General features: G+C 45.4%; 20 protein-coding genes and 2 pseudogenes. 18 read left to right on the top strand and 4 right to left on the bottom strand.

Annotated features, from left to right (window positions below; all coding sequences use genetic code 11):
- The first annotated feature begins 434 nt into the window (after positions 1-434).
- The 8 genes from BCV73_RS13170 (at position 435) to BCV73_RS13135 (ending at position 6779) form a co-directional block, all read left to right on the top strand.
- On the top strand, positions 435-1301 hold the full coding sequence (locus BCV73_RS13170; RefSeq protein WP_089547445.1) for a class I SAM-dependent methyltransferase: 867 nt from the start codon (positions 435-437) through the stop codon (positions 1299-1301).
- 398 nt (positions 1302-1699) lie between these two features.
- Complete coding sequence (locus BCV73_RS13165; protein ID WP_089547444.1) at positions 1700-2581, top strand: fumarylacetoacetate hydrolase family protein; 882 nt, start codon at positions 1700-1702, stop codon at positions 2579-2581.
- A gap of 403 nt (positions 2582-2984) precedes the next feature.
- Entirely contained in the window at positions 2985-3731 is a 747-nt protein-coding gene (locus BCV73_RS13160; protein ID WP_256992845.1) for a GNAT family N-acetyltransferase, read from the top strand.
- Positions 3732-3930: 199 nt separating this feature from the next.
- A complete protein-coding gene (locus tag BCV73_RS13155; protein ID WP_432206585.1) occupies positions 3931-4443 on the top strand; it encodes an NUDIX hydrolase in 513 nt (170 codons plus the stop codon).
- A 232-nt stretch (positions 4444-4675) separates the two neighbouring features.
- Positions 4676-5116, top strand: a complete 441-nt coding sequence (locus tag BCV73_RS13150) for a DUF4871 domain-containing protein (RefSeq protein WP_179231988.1) — start codon at positions 4676-4678, stop codon at positions 5114-5116.
- A gap of 57 nt (positions 5117-5173) precedes the next feature.
- Positions 5174-5599: a TetR/AcrR family transcriptional regulator C-terminal domain-containing protein gene (locus BCV73_RS13145; protein WP_256992844.1), complete on the top strand. Its 426-nt coding sequence runs from the start codon at positions 5174-5176 to the stop codon at positions 5597-5599.
- 290 nt (positions 5600-5889) lie between these two features.
- Positions 5890-6216 (top strand): NIPSNAP family protein, encoded by a 327-nt coding sequence (locus tag BCV73_RS13140; RefSeq protein ID WP_076165196.1) that lies wholly within the window; start codon positions 5890-5892, stop codon positions 6214-6216.
- A gap of 131 nt (positions 6217-6347) precedes the next feature.
- Positions 6348-6779 carry a GNAT family N-acetyltransferase gene (locus tag BCV73_RS13135; RefSeq protein ID WP_089547440.1) on the top strand — a complete coding sequence of 144 codons (432 nt, stop codon included), beginning with the start codon at positions 6348-6350 and terminating at the stop codon, positions 6777-6779.
- Positions 6780-6882: 103 nt separating this feature from the next.
- Here BCV73_RS13135 and BCV73_RS35410 read toward each other — a convergent pair whose 3' ends face one another.
- On the bottom strand, positions 6883-7032 hold the full coding sequence (locus BCV73_RS35410) for a hypothetical protein (protein WP_218828135.1): 150 nt from the start codon (positions 7030-7032) through the stop codon (positions 6883-6885).
- Between the two features lie 270 nt (positions 7033-7302).
- Between BCV73_RS35410 and BCV73_RS13130 the strand changes: the two genes are divergently transcribed.
- From BCV73_RS13130 to BCV73_RS13115, 4 genes and pseudogenes are all read left to right on the top strand, one after another.
- Positions 7303-7554 (top strand): YolD-like family protein, encoded by a 252-nt coding sequence (locus BCV73_RS13130; RefSeq protein ID WP_089547439.1) that lies wholly within the window; start codon positions 7303-7305, stop codon positions 7552-7554.
- Positions 7555-7953: 399 nt separating this feature from the next.
- Positions 7954-8115 (top strand): annotated as a pseudogene (locus BCV73_RS13125) (transposase); the annotation flags it as partial.
- Between the two features lie 884 nt (positions 8116-8999).
- Positions 9000-9905: an alpha/beta fold hydrolase gene (locus BCV73_RS13120; protein WP_089547438.1), complete on the top strand. Its 906-nt coding sequence runs from the start codon at positions 9000-9002 to the stop codon at positions 9903-9905.
- 25 nt (positions 9906-9930) lie between these two features.
- Positions 9931-10647: an HAD family hydrolase gene (locus BCV73_RS13115; RefSeq protein ID WP_089547437.1), complete on the top strand. Its 717-nt coding sequence runs from the start codon at positions 9931-9933 to the stop codon at positions 10645-10647.
- Positions 10648-11063: 416 nt separating this feature from the next.
- On the opposite strand, the gene BCV73_RS13110 is transcribed toward BCV73_RS13115, so the two are convergent.
- On the bottom strand, positions 11064-12077 hold the full coding sequence (locus BCV73_RS13110; RefSeq protein ID WP_089547436.1) for a LacI family DNA-binding transcriptional regulator: 1014 nt from the start codon (positions 12075-12077) through the stop codon (positions 11064-11066).
- A gap of 472 nt (positions 12078-12549) precedes the next feature.
- On the opposite strand from BCV73_RS13110, the gene BCV73_RS35045 reads away from it, so the two are divergent.
- The 3 genes from BCV73_RS35045 to BCV73_RS13090 all read left to right on the top strand — a co-directional run bounded on the left by BCV73_RS35045 (position 12550) and on the right by BCV73_RS13090 (position 14111).
- Positions 12550-12816: a hypothetical protein gene (locus BCV73_RS35045; protein ID WP_089547434.1), complete on the top strand. Its 267-nt coding sequence runs from the start codon at positions 12550-12552 to the stop codon at positions 12814-12816.
- 464 nt (positions 12817-13280) lie between these two features.
- On the top strand, positions 13281-13412 hold the full coding sequence (locus tag BCV73_RS35770; RefSeq protein WP_256992843.1) for a hypothetical protein: 132 nt from the start codon (positions 13281-13283) through the stop codon (positions 13410-13412).
- Positions 13413-13526: 114 nt separating this feature from the next.
- A complete protein-coding gene (locus BCV73_RS13090) occupies positions 13527-14111 on the top strand; it encodes a LysE family transporter (protein ID WP_076165214.1) in 585 nt (194 codons plus the stop codon).
- Between the two features lie 161 nt (positions 14112-14272).
- Here the strand turns inward: BCV73_RS13090 and BCV73_RS13085 are convergent.
- Positions 14273-14520, bottom strand: a pseudogene (locus tag BCV73_RS13085) (NAD(P)/FAD-dependent oxidoreductase); the annotation flags it as partial.
- Between the two features lie 196 nt (positions 14521-14716).
- Between BCV73_RS13085 and BCV73_RS13080 the strand changes: the two are divergent.
- From BCV73_RS13080 to BCV73_RS13070, 3 genes are all read left to right on the top strand, one after another.
- Positions 14717-15241, top strand: a complete 525-nt coding sequence (locus tag BCV73_RS13080; RefSeq protein ID WP_089547432.1) for a DinB family protein — start codon at positions 14717-14719, stop codon at positions 15239-15241.
- Positions 15242-15372: 131 nt separating this feature from the next.
- Positions 15373-16140, top strand: coding sequence for an isocitrate lyase/PEP mutase family protein (locus BCV73_RS13075; RefSeq protein ID WP_089547431.1), 768 nt, complete (start codon positions 15373-15375; stop codon positions 16138-16140).
- A gap of 364 nt (positions 16141-16504) precedes the next feature.
- The gene (locus BCV73_RS13070) at positions 16505-16945 is read left to right on the top strand and encodes an NUDIX hydrolase (RefSeq protein WP_089547430.1); all 441 of its coding nucleotides are present in this window, start codon (positions 16505-16507) and stop codon (positions 16943-16945) included.
- Between the two features lie 487 nt (positions 16946-17432).
- On the opposite strand, the gene BCV73_RS13065 is transcribed toward BCV73_RS13070, so the two are convergent.
- Positions 17433-18092 (bottom strand): flavodoxin family protein, encoded by a 660-nt coding sequence (locus BCV73_RS13065; protein ID WP_089547429.1) that lies wholly within the window; start codon positions 18090-18092, stop codon positions 17433-17435.
- Between the last annotated feature and the right edge of the window lie 131 nt (positions 18093-18223).

Genomic DNA, 18223 nt, shown 5'->3' with positions numbered 1-18223 from the left:
GATGGGCCCATTCGACCCGATGTCCCGGATTGAAGCGTGCTTCAGCTTGAATATGAGAACCGATATCTGCACGGCGGATCTTGAGCGAGCGCGACTCGAATATGTTGCTCAAGATCCGCTTAGGTTGTAAGACGACAAGAACATACACGCTTATAAGCCGCTAAACAGCGGCTTTTTTTGTTTTGAAGATATTGTAGTTTTTAGCATTTTATAATACGTGGCTGAGCAGGGCCCAAAGAAGAACCGAGAACGATAAGCTGATCCCCGCAAAAATGGAGTAACAAATCTATAACTGGCTTCAGACATTAAGCTAACGGGCAGAATAGTGCTAATTAGACTACAGGAATATCGACAAATTCAACCCCTAACTTTTATCGAAATTTTATTTTATATTGAATTTATGAACAATAAACTACGGTTAGGAGGGCGAGAAAATGAGTCAAGTCCGGAACTACTACGAGAATTCACAAAATAAAGAAAGCATACGATCAATTTATAACACAGGTAATAATCTTAGTGCTAAGTATGAGGTTATGGGTAAATACGGAATATCAACAGAAATGTTTGAAACTTGGACCATAGATAAGCTTAACTTGTTGGGCAATGAACGCGTTCTTGATATTGGAACAGGGAATGGGAGGTTCTCGATCCCCACCAGTAAAATTTTGAAGAATAATGGCGGGTTTATGGTTTGTTGTGACTTAACAGAAGGAGTTATGAATTCAGCACGTATTCAGGCAGAACAGGAAGGGCTACCTATCCTCCACATGATTGTTGACGCTGAAAAATTGCCGTTTCTTTCTGATGAGTTTGATGTCGTCATGGCTAATCACATGCTTTACCATCTACCTGATTTGAAAAAAGGATTGAAGGAAATTAGCAGAGTTTTAAGAAATACAGGACAATTTTTAGCTACGACTAATAGCAGCCGGGGGATGCCTGAATTCTTCGCACTGCATCAGGAGACAATGCATCAGTTACATATCCCATTTGAAATTAAAGACGACCCGATTCCTTTTTCCTTAGAAAATGGAGAGGCCATACTGTTAGAGCACTTTAATCGAGTAAAACTACTAACTTATGAGGCAGGATTCAAGGTAACAGATCCAGAGCCTGTGTTAAAATACTATATGGCAACTCAACTCTATCAAGGTCCTTTTCATGATATATCATTAAGCCGCGAACAACGGGAAGCAATTTCACACACTTTCTTTACTCTAACTAGACAAAAAATTGAATCATGTGGGGGAGAATTGATCATTTCAAAACCAGTTGCGGCTTTTATTTGTGAAATGAATTAACTAGCGGGGATGATACCTCAATTGAAGACTTTTTCTCTAAGAGGCAGTTTACTTGATTCGTGATCATTTAAAAGTAAAAACACCAGCTTTTTAGTTTCAGTTCTTAAGTCTCTCGCCCGAACCCCGGCGTACATCGGAGGCTTCATGCACTTCAAGCAATGCCGACATCAGCGACGACGGGGCCATTCACGAGGCTGGCCCTGACCAAGTCGATGCAGGTAGACTACGCACCGTATGTACAACATCCTTTATATTTGCGCCAGACGTAGACCGATTAGGAGGAAAAGTATGAGGCACTGTTCCTTGCCTCCAACGAATGGAAGTTCATGATGGACTTGCCATTCTACTTCGATGGCGTCATCGTCTTCAGAAAAAATGCTTAGGGAGGACCATAACCTATGAAACTGCTAACCTATCTTGAAGGCAATACATACCGCCTCGGTGTCGCTACCGAGGTAGGCATCGTCGACGTTGCGGCGGCGCTTGGCGACGGCCCGGGACCGCGCACCGTGCACGAAGTGATCGAGGGCGGGGAGGAAGCGATTCGGACGCTGCAGCAAGCAGTTAACCGCACACTGGCGTCTTGCAGCGACGTCCTGCTCGGAAAAGCGGGTCTCAAGCTCGGACCGTGTGTCACACACCCGAACAAAATCATTTGCGTCGGCCTTAATTACCGCAAACACGCCGAGGAGACAAACGCGCCAATCCCGGAGTATCCGATTCTGTTCAGCAAATTCAGCAACACGTTGGCTGCTGACGGCGAAGACGTGCCGCTTCCGCGCACATCGCAGAAAGTTGACTACGAAGCCGAGCTCGTCATCGTGATTGGCAAGACGGCCAAATATGTCGCCAAGGAAGAGGCGCTGGACTACGTATTCGGCTACTGCGCCGCCAACGATTTGTCCGCGCGTGACCTGCAGATGCGCACTCAGCAGTGGCTGCTCGGGAAGTCGTGCGACAAATTTTCGCCGATCGGGCCGTACCTCGTTACCGCGGACGAGGTCGGCGATCCGAACGCACTAGACATCAAGTGCATAGTAAACGGCGAAGTGCGACAGCATTCCAACACGTCGGACATGATTTTCCGCTGTGACGAGATCGTCAGCTACATTTCGCACCATATGACGCTCGTGCCCGGCGACATTATTTTGACCGGGACGCCGGAAGGCGTCGTGCTCGGCAAACCTCCGGAGAATCAGGTCTACTTAAAGGCCGGCGACATCGTCACGATTAATATCGAGAAGCTGGGCAGCCTCACGAACCGCATGATATCCGAATAAGCCTGCACTTGAAAAAGGGACCCGACGCAGCGCCTGAGCCGGCAGCGGGTCCCTATTTGCCATCGTAAGTTGCGCTTGCTAATACATTCCCGAAAGCACCACTCCCGTCAGAATTTACCCGAAACCTGCAATGAGATCGATTGAGATGAAGTTAATGGAAAGCGCTGACACGAATAAGTCGCCGAAATTTTCGAGTTATTTTCCCATTTTAACCTTGATATATATGTAAAAATCCATATTGTAAGACGACAAGCATTTGCCATTGGATTATTCTGAGAACGTGTACTTCGTTATTCAAAGCACCTGGAATAAATAATGTCATTCTACAATCCATTGATATCGACTTTATTCGAAATTAAAGTAAAAATCATTTTCTGTGGCGTGTCGAAAGGAGTGGGTAACGATGATTATGACACAGAATGAAATGCTGTTCATTGTGCAATCACAACTTGCAATTGACCTGAATTGCTCGATCGATGACTTGAACGGTGAGAAGGATAGCATTATTTTCGTAGAAGCTAAAGAAAATCCTGGACGAAGACCATTTCCTAGGAAAGAGCGTTTTTTCGAAATTGTGTCTATGGGGAAATCAATTGTAGTGTCAGCTACACCCGAAAGGTTGTCGATTGCTAAAACACAAATGCAAGGCAAAGATAGGGATACCGTATTTTCCTTGCCATTTATCAGAGGTCTTTACCTACATTTTCTGCCTGATGTAAAAAGAATAATGCCTATGGCACCACCGAATTTTTTTTCATATGAACTGATTAAGCGAGAAGAAATGGTCAGTTTATTTGATGATGTTACAAGATTCACTGAAGCTATAATTTATGATACTAATCTTCCCTGGCAGACTGATCTAGCTGTGCTTGCAAAGCAGGACGGAAAAATTGTTGGTGTGGCAGGAGCAAGCAAGACCTGTGCAAAACTGTGGCAAATTGGCATAGAAGTATTACCAAAATATCGTAACTTGGGATTGGCTAGTTATCTGGTAAACAAGTTAACTTTTGAAGTATTGGAACGTGGCGAGATACCAAGTTATGATGTAATCGCCAGTAACATTGCCTCACAGAGAGTAGCTCATCGATTAGGGTATTTTCCCGCATGGGTTTCTGATTGGCGATGCAATTTTGTAGGACTTGAACAGTAATAGTTTCTTTAAAAAGTTAAGCTACCGGGGAACGATAGCTGAATTAAGACATTTAAGGCAGCCGGCTTTTTGGCCGGATGCTTTTTTTCAAATAACGGGCAGTATAGTATCGCGACATCCAATATATGGTATTATGGAAAATGAAGTTAATTTCATGTTATATGCTGATTGAGGATAGCTTCTGAATGGGGGGATTTCTTTGGTAGATGCATATTTGCCGCCAAAACATCAGATTTCAGTGTCGGCACTCATTGAGAATAATAAAGGTGAAGTTCTGTTAGTAAAGACTCATTGGCGCTCGGATACGTGGGAATTCCCTGGTGGAAATGTAGAAGAAGGTGAATCACTTGATGATGCAATTACTCGTGAAGTCCTTGAAGAGACTGGAATTCTGATACGTCCCATTGGTGTAACGGGAGTTTATTACAAGGAAACAAGCAATCTATTATCGGTGGTATTTAAAGCAGAACTCATTGATGGCCAATTAAAAATTCAGCCCGAAGAGATAATGGAAGCTATGTTTGTAAGGCTGACGGTGAGCAACATAGAACAGTACATTACTCGTCCTCATATGAAGTCACGATCATTAGATGCAATTCGGAGTAAGGGGTTCGTACCGTATGAATTTTGGAAGACAAAGCCGTTTCAACGGATTTCTCGCTTAGACCCTCACGGTGTACAACCTGAAGTGAAGCAAGCTAACGGGAAATGATAGCTCAATGAAGATAATTGAGGGCAGTCGACCTAAAAACTGGCTGCTTTTTCCTCAACTAACGGGCAGGATAACGGGGAGTAGGAGGCTGCTGTTTATTATGTAAGCGACAGGAACATAGACGCTTAATAGCCGCGTAGGAGCGGGCACATTAAGATATTGGGCAGATTACATCAATACGGTTGGAATTTTATAGGGAATATGGTCGTTATAATGTAATGAGCTGAGAGGAGTGATTATTGTAAAATTTCTTTGTACTAGCATATTAATCGTTGGATTGCTGATTTTATTTGGTTGTTCAAATACTTCCGAAAAAGATGCAGAAGTCAGCCCAAAGTTTGTAAGTGAAGGAATCGAAATGCAAGGCATAGAAGGGAAAATCGGTATCTTGGGACCGGATTTCGTGGCGAATCAGGCTAATAAACATATGTGGCACTTATGGGGAAGTAAAGCTGATTTGGACGGGGAATTTAAAGTCGATGCCATGAATATAAAATCCGGTGAGAAGATAAATCCGTTTACAGCTGATATTCCTACATCCTTGTTCGGTCCAAATAACGGTGCAGATGCACATTTACCATCCTCAATGAGGCTACCGAAACCTGGCATTTGGCTGCTTAACGCTTATATTGATGAGAAGTTGTTCGGCAGTATTAATGTCGAAGTCAAATGATTATTGAACTAACGGGAAACGTTAGCTTCAAGAAACCGCCTTTTCACCAAGGCGATTTTGCAAGGGATATCAGATTACCTCCGGGAATTCCAGGATCTGGAGCAGGCGCTCATCTTATTCTGCGAACAATTTGTAGCTTCTGCGAACGGTTCGTCCGATTACAGCGCTCTGATCCGTCTGATTACAATGGAAGCCGCCAACCTGCCAGCCTCGTTTTTAGAAAAGCTGGATAACGCAACGGAAGAGGGGATTACCAGGAGGTTTACCGAGTTTGGACAAACCGGACTGCTCGATGTGCCAGATCCCGTAATGGCTACAAAGCACTTCGCTGCCTTAACGTTTTTATTGGTATTTGATCAACCGAGAAAAAACGGGACATTAGATGAGGAACAAACCAAACGTATCATCACTGAAGGCGTACGCGTCTTTCTTTGCGCTTATGGAAAACGCACCGTTCAAAACGAAAATCAACCATCAAACTGATAACTTGATACCATTCCCGAATGATGACAAGAACATGGTTACATAAAACATGGACTGTATGCCTTGTTCGGAATGATGACAAAATATCATTACTCGATAGGCAACATGATAACTTTGAAGGGTGTATCCCTCCTGTTACAGTAAATTTTTGGTATGTGTGACAGGCGTAAATGTGGAGACCCACTAGGGAACACATGATGGTCCAGAGAGAATGGCTCGATCTGATTTTTAAAAAGTCGAAACAGATGTGTGCTGGATTACCAATCAGATTCATTCAGGGAGGAAATAACATGCTATATGAGTTGCGAATCTATACGATTTACGAAGGTCGAATGGATGCCATTCAGGACAGATTTAAGGAGCATACGTTTAGAATTTTCACAAGACTGGGAATGAAGGTCGTGAATTTCTGGATAGATGCAACGGGCCAAAATAAAATATATTATGTGATGGAATATGAGGATATGGCGCAGCGTCAAAGGCTATGGGAGCAGTTTAAGAAAGACATCGAATGGATTCAAGTAAAACGCAATTCGGAAGAAAACGGAGGGCTTATTGTCGAAAAAATTGATGAATATTTTATGAATCAAGCTGAGTTTTTCAGATTGGGAAATTGAACTAACGGAAAACGATAGTCGAATAAACGAACAGGAAGAGTTGCCGGTGCTAATCGGCAGATTTATTACGCTAATGGGCAGTTTAGTTCATTTGTTATACTTGATCTATATAATTAGTGGGGCGAAAAGGAATGGGAATACGATTAGCAACTAAAAATGAACTCCAATGGGTAAATGAACAGTATCAGAAAATAGGCTTTGTGCCGAGTAATTTAGAAAATGAAAAAATTGCAATAGTTACACATCAGGATGAATTTGCAGGCGTTGGAAGGATTGTTTATCTTAATGCAGAAGAAGCTGAAATTGGCGGTATATATATATTGGATGAGTTCAGAGGGCTATCGCTTGCAAATGAGTTAGTTGATTATTTGGTAAAGGAAACTAAAAAAAATAATTTAAAAGAAGTGTATTGTCTACCGTTTGAAGAGTTAAAGCATTTTTATCAAAAATTTGGTTTTAAAGAATTTGACTACGAGGGCAAACCAATTAACAATCATATCCTAAAGAAGTTTCAATGGTGTTTAGACACCTATGAGAAGAAGGTTTTATTACTTAAATTATAAATAATACAAAAGCCAGCTGTAAGACGACAAGAACATATACGCTTAAAAGCCGCATGGCAGCGGCTTTTTTTTGTTTTAACAATAATGAGCCAAGATCGGCTCGTCATTTCTCGGGGACTCCGATCAGCGTAGCGGCCGCCCGGTATACTCCCGGCCCGCACAACGCGCTTGCAAGCCCCTCGACTCCTCGCGCGAGGAACCACGTTCCCGGATACGTTTGGCAGATGGCGATGCCTCTCTCGAAAAGTGCCAACGCTTCTGTGGGCCTCTGCCGGATTAACGCAATATATCCCAAGGCCCGAAAAGGTCCCGACAACTCCAAGTCGTCTTTTTTGCTTTCTCAAATATCGTGGCATTTTCGACCCAAGTGCTTTTTTATTATTGGGCTTTGTTATATCAGTAATATTGTAGATTTGCGTAACGCTGTTCTTAAGTAACTTTGTAATGTAAAATTATACTAGTTATTAATGTATTGGAGCGCTCCTATGCGGACTGCGAACTTTACAACGAGGAGGAGAGACCGATGATCAAATCAAAAGCTCCCAAGAGACCGACAAGGGATGAATTTGTATTAGAGGAGATAGGCAATCAGCTTACAGAGGCTTATCAAGAAGGGTCAGAAATTCTACTTACTGTGTGGGGTTGGGAGGAGCCAGTAAGGGGTCAAATAGATCAAATGGACTCACGGACTGGAAAAGTACACATCAAAAAGGATGGAGTTATTACCAAGGTCCCTTTTATGGATATTATGGAAATTAACTATCCTAGAGATTAGATTTAGTGAAAGGGAAGATTTGATTTGATTGTAGATTTTTAATTTAGATTTCCAAGCTTAAGCTTCATAGTCATTTTGTTAGGTACCATTACTTGTTTCATTGGATTATGCAGAAAAGATTTACAACTGAAAAGATAAATATAAAGACAAGTGCGGTCCAATGAAAAGGTTAATTGTTACTTTTAGAGTGAGTCGGATAGAGTTGATGAAATGTCAGTACCAATCAGCTATAAGTGTTCAATAGAACAAATGGTGAGAGTCGAATTGACATATTTTGATGGGATGGTTTTTAAAAGTGAAATCCATAGCCAGAAGTGGAGTAAGATAAATAAGTAGGTGTCCTGCGTAGGCTATCGCCGCATTAAGAAATGCCAAATGGAAGTTTACTTACGACGCTGAAAGATTGAGCGAAGCTTCGCGGATGCTAAAGAGCTCCATGGGTTTCGCTATTGCCATTTGCGCGGAATCTCTAACGTCACGGAACAAGCGTTGATGACGGCCGCCGTGCAGAATATGAAGAAGATGACGATCCACCTGGATCGCCTGGAAAAGAGGGGGTAACCCTTCTTTTTTAGGCTTTTTAGGCTTTTTAGCAACTGTAAATGAAAAAAAAGAGAAACCCAACGTCTCAAAGACGTGGGTTTCTCGACAATCTGAGGAGCTCTCAATGAGCTCTTTTATTTCGCTATATTGAGAATGTTCAAGATGGGAAGGAATGTCACGCCTATCTCTACATTCTTGACAACGTATAAATCATATTGCCCACTGGTTCTATCGTGCCAAGCACTTCTTCCGGCTTCGTCGACAGCTCGCGGGCGAAATCGAAGCTGAAGACGTTTTACATCACGTAGATCAGCGCAATCGGCGACAAAATTGTCGGTCTCTCTATTAATAAAACATACGATAAAGGCAACCTCTAGAGGGTGCCTTTATTTACATGCTGAGCGAAAAATCGGGAAGCTTCGGGAGCGCACGATGCTTGTACAGTAGCACAATGGACTAAGGCTTCCTTTGAAGCGATTCGCTGAAAATGGCTATTGACAAATAATTTCAGGTTCCAATATGATGGTAGTGAAAACGTTTAACGTATATCGATTGCATTAAGGAGGGGATCTTACTTATTCGATTGCTGAAAGTGTGTGGGTTAATTGGTGCAAGCCAAAACGACAATAAGAAATACCGAGTTGAGCATGGAGAGGTTGAAGTGAATGGCGATTCAATATGGAATTCTTGCACTCTCCTGGATTGGCGGAATGGTCAAACGAGTCTGGACTGCTTGCGATCCAGCGCGCTTCACGGGCAGGCTACGATCTATTGGAGGTCTCACCGGTAAAGCCTGACACTTTCGACTCGATTTTCGCATATGGGTTGACTTTGCGACAAAAAGGAAAAGCGGTCTAATGTTTGCAACGACTTGACAGATCAATATTTTGAGGTGATCCCAAATGAGTGAAGTGAAAGTGAAAACGGTTCGAACGCCGCAGTTGGAAATTGCTTACGAAGAGGAGGGGGCGCCAGACGGCTTCCCTGTTATCCTGATGCATGGTTTCCCCGATGACGTTCGTGTTTGGGATGGGACGGCGTCAATATTGTCTTCGGCAGGCTACCGGGTATTGATGCCGTACTTGAGGGGTTATGGTCCGACTCGATTTATCGATCCGGATACGCCAAGGGTTGGGCAGCAGGCTGCATTGGGGCTGGATTTATTGCAATTCATGGATGCCTTGCGGCTCGAACGGGCGTCTATAGCCGGCTATGATTGGGGATGTCGAGCCTGTTGCGTCGCCGCGATCCTGAACCCGAAACGAATTCGAGCTCTGGTAGCAATCGGCGGTTATGATGTCCACGATGTGATGTCTCCGCCTAAGCCGGCTCCTCCGGCCCTGGAAGCAGAAAGCTGGTATCAATGGTACTTTAATACGGAGCGTGGAAAAGCGGGACTGGAAGCTTATCGAAGAGAGATCTGTCGAAAGTTGTGGGAACGCTGGTCGCCTAGCTGGCATTTTGACGATCTTACCTTCGAGCGAACGGCCCATTCATTCGAGAATCCTGATTTTGTACAAGTGGTGATTCAGGAGTACAGGCATGTTCATCGAAATGATAACGGTGATCCTGCATTCGTCGAGACTGAAAAGTATCTATCGACATTACCGCAAATTGAAGTTCCGGCAATGGTGCTGCACGGAGATGAAGATACGGTCCACCCTCTCTTCCGATCGGAGGAACTGATGTCCAAATTTATCGAAGGCACGGAAAGAAGAGTCGTCCGCGGAGCAGGACATTTTCTGCCGCGGCAGCGCCCTGATGCGGTAGCGGAAGCGTTAGAATCGCTGCATCTTAATTATCCCTGAGTTGTAAAATCTCGGAGGTATCCGCATGTTTAAAGCAATTGCATTTGATATGGATGGAGTTCTTATCGACACACAATCTTCCGTCAAGGAATTTTGGAACCAGGTCGCCACTGGATGTGGTATCCGCTTGGAACCGTCGGATTTTAATCAATTTATCTATGGGTGTCAAGCTTCCTATACACTGGACCGTCTATTCCCTAAGCTGACTTCTATCGAACGTGCTATGGTTCTTTCCAAACTTGAATCGTATGAAGCAACGATGACCTATCAGGAAATCATCGGCGTATCAACATTTTTGGCATCCGTACGCGAGGCGGGTGTAAAGACCGCGCTCGTAACGAGTGCTTCTCCGTCAAAGGTGAACGAGGTCATTTACCAGATGAAATGGCAGACTTACTTTGATGTAATCGTTACAGCCGAGCACATCGCTCAAGGAAAACCTGCTCCGGACTGCTATCTTCTGGCTGCCGAATGGTTGAACGTCGACCCCGGCAGTTGCATTGTGTTCGAAGATGCCAGAAGCGGTGTCCGTTCAGCGGTGGCGGCAGGAATGTATGTTGCAGGTGTTGGTCTGGATCGATTATTGAAGGGCGAGGGAGCGGCGGTTGTCGTCGATAACTTCAAATCCGTCAAGCTGGTGAGCAAGAATGGCGGGTCAAGTAAGAGCCATATTCATATTGGGGAAGTCAGCGTGCCAATTCGGACTTCTTATAACCGTACACTGGGTTCCGGAAAGGAATGACTGGATGACTACCATACTTACTGCGTAATGGCGATTCAAACACATGGGGTTAAAGTCCCCATACAAATAACAGGTATCCCCGATCAGTCAGATGGCCTGACATTTTACAACAGTTACTGGGGCCTGATTTCTTAAGAGTAAATTCGGAATGACCGCTGAAGCCATCGCTAAGGGAGCCGGCGAGTTGGCGGACATCATCAAGGCAACCCCCGTTTGGAGCTTGTGACAACCCTCCGGCCTTGATTCTCGTGGTTTCACCGTCTATCGGAAAATTGTGCGAGGCAACCAAATTGTTTTTTTAGGTGCTCAGTTCCGAAGGAGCGATTTGGTGAAGTGTTACAAATTGCGATCGAAATGTTGCGTATTATGGAAGCATCTTAAGAGTCATCCGCAAGCGGACGGACCAAACTTCTCAGCTAGACTCGGGTAGCAGTAGTTTGCCGGATGATTAGTTGCGGCTCGACAACGGATTCGCTTTGCGCAATCGTATCAAGCGTTCCATCGATAAAGCCGGTGAGCAGGTCGATTGCCGTAATGGCAAGTTCTCGCGCTGGCTGCTTCACGGTTGTTAGCGGCGGAAAGGAATCAGCCGCTTCTTCAATATCGTCAAATCCAATAATGGACAGGTCGTCTGGTATTCGCTTGTTTAGATACCAAGCCGCACGGATTGCGCTCAAGGCGTACTGATCCGACGCGCAGAACAGGGCCGAGGGAGCTTTGCGACATTCAAAGAGCGCTTTGGAACGTTCGAAAGCGGTAAACCGGTCGCGAGCGTCTAGAATATGGCTTTCGTCTGGCTCAAAACCACGGTGCTGCAAGTAATCTTTAAAGGCTCTCAATCGTGTTCTTACTCCACCGTGCTCTAGATTCCCAAGGAAACCTATACTGTGGTGACCCAGCTCGATTAAATGATCGAGAGCTAGATGAACGCCTTTGGCGTCATCTGTTCTTACCTGCGGAATTGGTAGTGAACTGTCCCCGGTAATCGATACAATGGGGGGACCGCTTTGTTTGCTGCGTTCCAGAAGAGAATGGGTGGACAGATTTCCAATTAGAACGAGACCATCGAACCAATGGTTTATCATAAAATGCAGCTGACGCTCTGCAGTATGCGCATCGTAATCGGCGTGTCCCATAAGCATTTCCATTCCTTTATCGTGAGCGGCTTTTTGCACTTCACGTACAAGAAGCGATAGGAAGGGGTCATGAATGTCGCGAATGATCGCACCGATGACTCCTGAGCGCTTTGATCGGAGAGCAGCGGCGAAGGGATTGATCTGATAACCGAGTTCTTGGGCCGACTGCAGCACTTTTTGCTTTGTCTTTTCACTGATCTTTATACTTCCATCGCGGCTGTTTAGCACTCGAGATACTGTCGCAAGCGAAACGCCGGCTTTGGCCGCCACATCGGCAATCGTAATATTAACCATTCATCTCAACCTTCCCGTGTATTCTACTTCTTTAGGATATCAAAAAGCATTTAGATTGCAACATTATACGTATAACGTTTTCATTATTGTTCGGATATCTTTTTTGATGTACAAGTAAAATGAAGCGAAAGAGCGAAAAAATGCGCAGAACAGGACAATATTGTAGGGGATCTTATGCTTATCGGAGCGATTGAAGCTGGAGGGACAAAGTTTGTATGCGGTATCGGTAATAAGCATGGAGTCATGTTGGATAGTGCTGTTTTCCCAACAGAAACCCAGGATCTAACCATGAAGAAAGTGATCGAGTACTTCCGACTGATTATTCGGTGTTGGATGAGTTTCTGCCGCACCATCATTATGCACGTAAACATGTTGCTTGCATCCTTGATATAGTTGAAGAACATGCCGGGGGGCCGTTGACGGGGTTGATTCAATGTAACTATAATGGTTTTATTGAAAGGGGGTGCCTCGCATGATCATCGTCAGCCGTTATACGATCGCGCTTCATATTTTGACTTGGCAGGCTTTTTGGGTGGAGAAGGACGAACCGAGGGAGCCGCTCACCAGAGGGGATCGGAGAAGCGCAGGCCGGGAACAGCTTCTGGCTCGGAGATGCCGAACGACCGAAGGACCTGAGTCATCGGAAAAGGGAATCGGTCGCAGGAGCCGTCCGAGGAAGCCGGTCTGCCGTTTGAATAAGCCGATTGGTGTTAGTTTCTGCGGCGATCAATGCAACTGATTCAGTATCATTGAAGGGTAAGTGACAGTGGGATCCCCAGGCCGCTGTATTTGTTTTATAGGCCGACGGAGGGGGCGCATCTCGGTGTTCAATGCAACTGATTTGGTTATGTTGACGTTGAGAAGACCTCTGGTTCCAGCCGCGAATGAACCTGGTTATAGTTTTCATTGCGACGGCTTGAGAAGGGTCATGATCGGCGGCGTTGCACGTGTCGACGGCGATTGCCGGACAGCTGGTGACGGTGTTCTCGCTTGTTTATCAGTGTCGTCGCCGTTACTGACGACACTGACCGGGAGGATAGAACGCAGGAGATTGTTGTTCGGTTTGCTGCTACTGCTTGCCGTTGGAAACGTGGTCTGCGGATTTGCTTCCTCGTACAGCCTGATGTTGACCGGACGGATCGTAGCCGCGTTGGGGACGGGCCTGTTCTTCAGGTAGCCGTACCCAACACCTCCACTCTGGCCGTGCCCGCAAAGTGGGGGAGCGCGGTGGCGATCGTCATTGCTGGGAAGACCGTCTCGCTGATCCTGGGCGTCCTATTCGGGACGTGGGTTACCATGACGTTCGACTGGCGCACGACGTTCTGGATCGTCTGAGGGGTTGTCCTGCACGCCGCGCTGGCCATCCGGCTGCTGTTCCCACATGTAGCGCCGAAATGCGTTATAGCGTATTTTTTGGACATTATAACAAACTAGCAGAGGAGATCCAAGATGCCTGTATTTTCGTTTTTAGTCTATATTTTAGTGAGCACCTTTACCCCGGGCCCCAACAATTTCATGGCGATGTTGTTTGCCCACCAGTACGGTTTTCGACGAACGATCCCATTTTGTCTGGGTGTTGGCGCCGGTTTTTTTGTCGTTGCGCTGCTGTGCAGTTACTGCAATCTGTTGCTTAAACATCTCATTCCCGGCATCCGGTGGTGGATGACGATTCTGGGAGCGGCCTATATGCTGTATCTCGCCGTTAAAATCGTGTTCCACCGCAAGAAAGCTACGAGCAGCAGAGAGGACAAAAACAACCGCTTTCTGACGGCGGTGCTTCTACAGTTTATCAATCCCAAAGGCATTTTGTACGCCATAACGTCCGTATCGACTTTTATTCTCCCGTACCATTCTTCCCATCTGGCCTTGATCAGCTTCTCTTTGTTTCTGGCACTCTTGAGTGTGATAAGCACCTTCTGTTGGAGCATGTTCGGCTCCATATTTCAGCGATTGCTGTCGGCGTACCAAACCCCGTTTAACGTCGCGATGGGCCTGCTTCTCGCATACAGCGCGGTTTCCATCTTAATCGAATAAAAGGCACAGTGCCCTGCATACCATCCACAGAAACTAGCAACACAGTGACTAGCACGCATAATGCACCACTTTACTCAGCAGGATCAGGGTAACGGCACTCTCCATTCTTATGTAAAAAGGAGGCGTCACCGGCTCCTTCTCTATGTTCGTTTTGATCCGCTTTACAGTGTTTCGCTCCAGTCATGCACCATGCTGCCTTCCAGGAACTTCTCGTAGTCCATGGCAGCCATGCATACGGTTCCGGCAGCGGAAATCGCTTGACGGAAGCGCACGTCCTGCACGTCGCCGCAGGCGAATACGCCCGGAATGTTCGTTTCGGTCGTTCCCGGCTTCACCTGGACGTAGCCGATTTCGTCCGTCCGTCGAGGAACTTGGTGTTCGGCGTGTGGCCGATCGCCACGAAGACGCCGGCCGGGTAACTGGACGTATATCATCCATGCTTGGCGATTCCAATGCGGCGTGACGATAGAGAAGGCTTCACAGCTCATTGGTCATGCAAAACGGTATCGGAAATCGAACCGCTGTGGTCAGAAATTTTTGCACCGTCCAGGAGGTCTAGTGCTTGTTTGAAGGTGAGCTTGAATATAGCGAAAAGGAGTGTTGATATGAACTTCCATATGCATGAAGCCTTTGAGATTTTGGAGCGCACGCCGGAAACCTTGGAGTGCTTCTTATCCGGTCTATCCGAGGAATGGCTGCATGGCAATGAAGGGGAGGGAACCTGGAACACGCTTGAAGTCGTTGAGCACCTCGTTGAAGCGGAGAAGCATAACTGGATCCCGCGGATGGAATCCATTCTTGCGGAAGGGGAAAACCATCCGTTTCCCGTATTCGATCGCTATGCCCACTTGAAAGACACGTCCGAGAGAACTGTTGAAGAGGCATTATCAGAGTTCTATACCCTCAGAATGGCGAACATATCCAAGCTGAAGGCAGTTGTCAATCCTCACGATCTGGAAAAGACCGGTCTGCATCCGGAATTCGGCGTCGTGAAGTTAAGGGAGCTCCTCTCTGCATGGGTTGTTCATGATTTTACGCACATGGCGCAAATGGTTCGGGTGATGGCGGAGAGATACCGGGCTGACGTTGGACCGTGGAGTGCATACTTAGGCATTTTAAAAAGGAGCTGATCTCTTCTGCTTTCGAACAGTCAGGAAATTCATTGTTAGATGGGTTCGACAGGGTCGAATTGCCTGATACCGGACGGAAGCAGTTGGAGGATTAGCAGCTTTACTACAAAGGTGCAGGAGGGAATATAGGTATGAACAAAATTCAGGAGTTTAAAGTACTACATCAATCAAACGAGCTTTTATTGTTAGGAGTCGCTTGGGACTTGTTTTCTGCGTTGTCTCTGGAGAAAGCCGGATTCAAAGCTATCGGTACAACCAGCTGGGGAATAGCGAAAAGCTTGGGTTATCCGGATGGTGAAAGAATTGAATTTGATACAATACTAAATCGCGTAAAAACGATATTGGATCATGTGAACATCCCTGTTTCTGCCGATATAGAGTCGGGTTATGGAAAAGATGAGAATACGATCGTCAAGAATGTATTGAAACTTGCCGATATAGGGGTTGCGGGGATCAATATAGAGGATTCACGCAAGAATCAAGCAGGACTTAAACCATTGAACGAACAATGCAGGCTTTTATCGAAAATCAGAGGGGCCCTAGAGAAGAGTGGCTATAACGATTTTTATATTAATGCAAGAACAGATACCTATTTGCTGAGTATGGAGCCGTACAACGAAATGATAGTCCGGGCACAAGCCTATGTGGAAAGCGGCGCAAGTGGAATTTTTGTTCCTGGATTGAAGGACGATAACGAAATTAAAGCGGCTGCAGAGCAAATTGCCGCGCCTCTAAACCTTATGTCTGTGCCAGGGCTTACAAGTTGTAAAAAGCTCCAAGAACTTGGCGTCAAGCGGCTAAGTCTCGGCGGCGCCTTATATCGGAAGCTTCAATCATTACTGGATACGTGCGCGGCTCAAATTTATGAATCTCAGGATACGTCTTTGCTATTCGATTAAATGAAGAAAGGACAACGTAAAAGTTCCACAACGATTTACTGGATGTGTGCGGCGGCTCACGAACGGCGCAAGCATCGTGCGGGCGTTCCATACGTCGACGTGGGAAGCTAAAATAGAGGACTCGTGAAAGGCACTTAATTAGGTGCCTTTTCTTTTCACTCTATAGATGATTCCTCCTATAGATGATTCCTCATTACAGATGTAGTTTTAAGCATTTTAATAAACTGAGTGCGATAAGCTGATACCCGCATAAATGGAGTTACAAAGCCAAAATGGCTTCAGCATTTGGCTAAAGGGCAGGATAGTTCATATAAAGTAACGAATTGTTGATAATTCACATTTCTTCGAGAAGGGGATTCATTAAATGAAAAGAGTAGATGTTGCCTACGTGCTTCTCTTTGATGAACAAGAAAAAAATGTATTGATGGTCAAAAACAAGGGTATGAAATCTTCCTACTATACACTTCCTGGTGGAACAGTAGAACGTGGGGAAACACTTGAAGAAGCTGCTATTCGTGAGGTAAAAGAAGAAACGGGCTTAGAGGTTGAAATAAATGGTATTTTCAGTGTAAGCGAAGCGTTTTTTGTAGATAGGGAACATCATACAATTTTCTTTACCTTTAGGGGGAATGTAATTGGTGGAGAAATTAATATCTCATTTCCAGAAGAAATTGAGGAAGTTACTTGGATGGAACCACAAAGTGCAGAGGAATACATACATATACCAAGTGAGTTAAAGGGACTTATAATTGGTAAATCATCAGCACCATATGTACTCAGAGGAACTATCAATCACAATTCTTAATACAGTTTGTTGAAGTAAGGGGAAACGATAGTTGAATAAACGAACAGGAAGAAGCTGCCGATCAGCACCCAGGTACAATTAAATATCCAGCTGGATGTACCTTGCGATTTACCGACTAACGTAATCCGATTAGAAAAAAAGGAATACGAGCGGAACAGTTTCAGTTAGTATTCAAGAATGTTCGATACTCGGAAGGATGGCAGTTATTTTAAGAAAAGACGGGGATGCATCAGATAACGGTGACCATCCTGTAAGACGACAAAAACATACATCTTTAGTGCCGCTTAGCTGCTGCTTTTTCTATTATATATATTGGATATGATTTAAAAATGTGAGTATGTCGAGGTGAAAAATGGAGATTCGTATTTTGGATTCAAAAGATGCTGAAATATATCGTGAGTTAAGGTTAAAGCCTCTGAAGGAAAATCCAGAGGCAATAACGGTCAAGTACATAGTCACCCACTAGGCGCATCAGTAGCTGTGTCGTTCAATCCGTGGCAGGCCATACCCTACCACTTCTTTCCATATCAAGACGGTAGTCGGTATATTTGCGCACGAATAAGTCGCGCCCAAGTTGCTCAGCAGCCTGCAGGGGTAAACCCGGATCGTGGATCACTTCTCCACGGCTATTGCCGACCCCGCGGACGACGCCGACGAACTCGGAGTGAGTGTATCGGGAAAATTCCTGAAGTTGATGAATGATTCCAAGCGTAGCTCCCGGGTACGTCTCCTCGGAAGATAACACAAGTCCAATGCGTTTGCCGGACATGCGCTGGATGATCTGCGCCGAATCGGGATGGGAAGCCGCATTGTAACAAAACGTGCGGTCAAAGAATGATTTCGTTTGGGCGGATAATCCGTACCAATAAACCGGGGAGCAGAACACGACTCCGTCAGCAGACAAATAGTCGTCGATAAACAACGAACGAAAGTCGTCAGCGATTGAACATTCTCCGTCAGGCTTCCGGCATATCCTGCAGTCGCGTAGAAAACTCGAAATGTAATCGTCTATAAACCTTAGTGCCACCGTAGCTCCGGCTTTCTCCGCACCCCAACGGACCGCATCTGCCAGCTCGGAAGAGTTGCCGTTCCGTCGGGGACTTCCTATAAGAACAAGCACCTTTTGATTCTCTGTCGTTGAAGTCATCTTTTACTCCTTTCCACCTCCGGGTGTAAAGTCATTTTCCATAAGCAAATTGTAATCTAAATAATCCATACCGTATAATGATTGGTATTGATATATCCATCTTTAATATTGATGGGCTTTCGGAGGAATAT

It is taken from the genome of Paenibacillus sp. SSG-1, assembly GCF_002224835.1.
Lineage (GTDB): Bacteria > Bacillota > Bacilli > Paenibacillales > Paenibacillaceae > Paenibacillus_AQ > Paenibacillus_AQ favisporus.
This window is presented reverse-complemented; position numbering and strand designations above follow the sequence as displayed.